Genomic DNA, 3,115 nt, shown 5'->3' with positions numbered 1-3,115 from the left:
TTTGAAAAGCGAAATGTCGCTTAGCTAAGTGTCCAGTCTGACTGGAGCAGATCAAACAGTTCTTGATGCTCAAGAAGAGTTATGCTGTAAAGCTCTTTGCGAAGTGTTTGGATTCACCGCAGTGGGTAAACAAGGATCGGACTCTGTCGTCAGAGTCTGTGTTTACCCCCTGAAGTCTTCGAGAGCAGAGCTTAGTAACGGTTCTATTGGATTTAGTGAGTTGCCAGCTTGCAAGCATACTTACAGCAGGAGGGGGGGGGATAGCAAACTGGCTAAATCACTGGTTCTTATAAATTATCGTTTTTACTTCATCTAGCTGTTCTTAGTCAAGGTAAGGAGGTAGCTCGCCCCCTTTCATTTCGATATATAAAAAAAATAGGCCAATACTGAGAGCCCCCCTTGGCACTCTTAACCTATACTACCCTCTCGGTGTTTATATAGGTTCTAAGAGGTCACAATGCCTACTATCTCAGCGATTCATCAACCGATGAACTCAACAGCAATAAAGAAAAGCAACCACGCAGAATCAACTCAAAGTATCGTAAAAAGTGTACATGCTTCATCAGCAAAACAAACCTCTATAGGTTCAAGCGTCGCAAGCCCAACGACTGGCAAGTCTCATTTCAATCACGCCTATACATCACCAAAAGGGACACAAGAATTCTACTCGCAAAACAAAATGTCTTTTTCACAAAAACTAGAAAACTTTTTATCCGAGTATTTGATAAGTAAACCTGGCAGTGAAAAGAAAAGAGTAAAAGAACTGTCAAACATTGCGAATGTAACGGTAAGCAAAGATTTCAACGTCACCTGCCCACTTCCAAGTAAAGTCGGGGGCTTTAAACAGTTACTTTCAGATATAACAAAAGGACACTCTCCAACTAAAGGTGAGTTCTACCCTAAATTTAAAGCTCTAGTCCAACAATCTTTCAGCGAGATTATTTCTCTAGCACCGAAGAAAGGCCATAAAGATACTATCGAACTCAAGTCGCCATCGGTCGTATCACCTTTAGTTGATAGGCCTGTGTCAGATACTAATGTGACATCAAAAACCGCGCCTACTTCACTAGGAGTAACATCAGAACCAAGCCTAGAGACATCTAAGGGCAGCATAAGCTCATCAGAAAAAACAACCATAGAAAAGAGCAAGCAAGCTGACAATCAAAAAAACGCGACTAAAGAGCAAGTAACAGACGTTAAGTTACAAAACTATTATGAGCATGAGAGCACTTCTATCAAGAAAGAATTTGAATCACTATTTAACGCATATGCTAGCTCAAGCACTAAACATGCTGAATACGCACAGAGCTATTCTTATGATTGGTCAATGACATACTCTAATGGGTGTTACCAACTTGAATCATTACCTAAAACGGCTGAAGAATTTGCAAGTAAGTTTTGTAAGCTAACTGAAGAGCACTCCCCTAATGGTTCCTTAGGAAAGTTAGTAAAAAAAGCGTTAACAAATAAGACAACATTAGGGCAGATGTTGAGAGTTAACAAGGCCTCTACGCTAGGTCCTATGTCTCAACTGTTGCCTACAACACTGAAGGTGGTATTAAAAAGCAACTTATCTACCGAAACCGCTGCAACCTTCCAAAAAGTAGTAAAACAGGAAGTGAGCGAACAAGAACAACTTAATGCACTAAAACAGAAACAATTACCGTCACAGCTACAAAAGCTTGAACTTCAAACTAACCTCTACCAGTCTAATGTAAAAGAGTTTCCAGAAGCAGATTTAAAATGTCGTAACTTCCAAAAAGCTTTAGTAAAAGCAGTGAACAGAACTAATTCTGTTGATAAAAATAACGAACTACAAAGAAAAACAGAATTTAGAGGGCAAGGAACAGTGTTTAAAGAACTAAGCCCTAGCATAGATTTACCTGTAAATGATCAAAGTAAACACACGCTATTCGATACGAACAAAACCTACGGTATTGGGGACTTTGATAACATTGTAAGCAGTAATTTTGTAATCAAAGAAAAGACAGACTCATTCGAGAATCACCTATCAAGGTTAAATCAGAACATTGGCTTCCATATCGAAAAACTTCCAAATGAAGCCGAAGTCGCCAATGTAAACACACTCGGCATTAACCCATTAAATATTGATGTAGATAGAATGATGGCAAAATTGACGAATCTAAAACCTCTATTGTTAGAGCCAAAACCAAGTTGGAGAAGCCGACTAATTCAGCTGTTTCACCCTAAAGGTGCCGAAAACGAAGCTGAACGTCTGTCTTATCAATATATGGATATTTCACACTTGCAGGCACTGAAAGACGATATATCAACCAGTTCGGAGGCAATGAAATTAACCGACCTATCGAATAAACCTTGGATGCAATATTTAGTGGCAAAGCAAGTTGAATCACTAAAATCAGATTGCCAAAGTTATAAATTGGGGCCATTTACCATCGCCTCTCCAGCGAAAAAGCAACTAGATGCACTGCTAAGTTCGAACGAATGGCTACAGAGCAAAGCTTAAAAACAAAACTTGATGATCGCACGTGATCCCTTGTTTTCGCAAAGTAAATTATTGAGGTGTAATGTTGAAATTTGAAGCCGTATTATCAGAACTTGCTGAACTATGGGGAATTGAGATCCCCGTTGAATCCGATGCGATTGAAATAATCGATAATCAGGAAAGCCTTTGGGTTCTAGAATCGCCAAAGCAATCAGATTTATTTACCTTGTATACCCCTCTACATGTCATTGTAGACCAATATAAGATGAGTGATTGGTTAAGTTTAAATATGCAGCGGGACTTACTTGGAAGCTGCTGGATTGGACTAAACAACGAAGAACTATGTCTAGGCGTGTCCTTACCAAAGGATAAATTTGACCATAACGAGCTGAATAATATTTTTGAAAATATGCATTTAATTAAAGATAAGGTTCATGCTTTACATGATTGCAATGAAAATGTTCATATTGATCTGGCTTTAATTAATATGAAATTTATGTAGCTAACGGGTAGATAAAGTTACGACTCATTTTATCTGAATCGCGAGGTGACAAGTTTGCGTGTCATCAGCACGGCTTTGTTGCGTAATTCAGTTAGAGACAGAGCAGCCCCATTTCGTGCGTTTCTTAGTCAATACGGCAAGTTTCA

The 3,115-nt window shown here is 38.9% G+C and carries 2 protein-coding genes; both read left to right on the top strand.

Features of this window, described 5'->3' with window-relative positions; genetic code table 11:
- Positions 1-457: 457 nt before the first annotated feature.
- Positions 458-2,488: a hypothetical protein gene (locus AB6D07_RS22770; protein ID WP_017100925.1), complete on the top strand. Its 2,031-nt coding sequence runs from the start codon at positions 458-460 to the stop codon at positions 2,486-2,488.
- Positions 2,489-2,549: 61 nt separating this feature from the next.
- Complete coding sequence (locus AB6D07_RS22765; RefSeq protein WP_017104176.1) at positions 2,550-2,969, top strand: type III secretion system chaperone; 420 nt, start codon at positions 2,550-2,552, stop codon at positions 2,967-2,969.
- Positions 2,970-3,115 lie beyond the last annotated feature (146 nt).

It is taken from the genome of Vibrio sp. 10N.239.312.C11 (genome assembly GCF_041466065.1).
Classification (GTDB): Bacteria; Pseudomonadota; Gammaproteobacteria; order Enterobacterales; family Vibrionaceae; genus Vibrio; species Vibrio tasmaniensis_A.
Note: the sequence above shows the minus strand (reverse complement) of the source record. Positions and strands in the feature narration are given on the sequence as shown.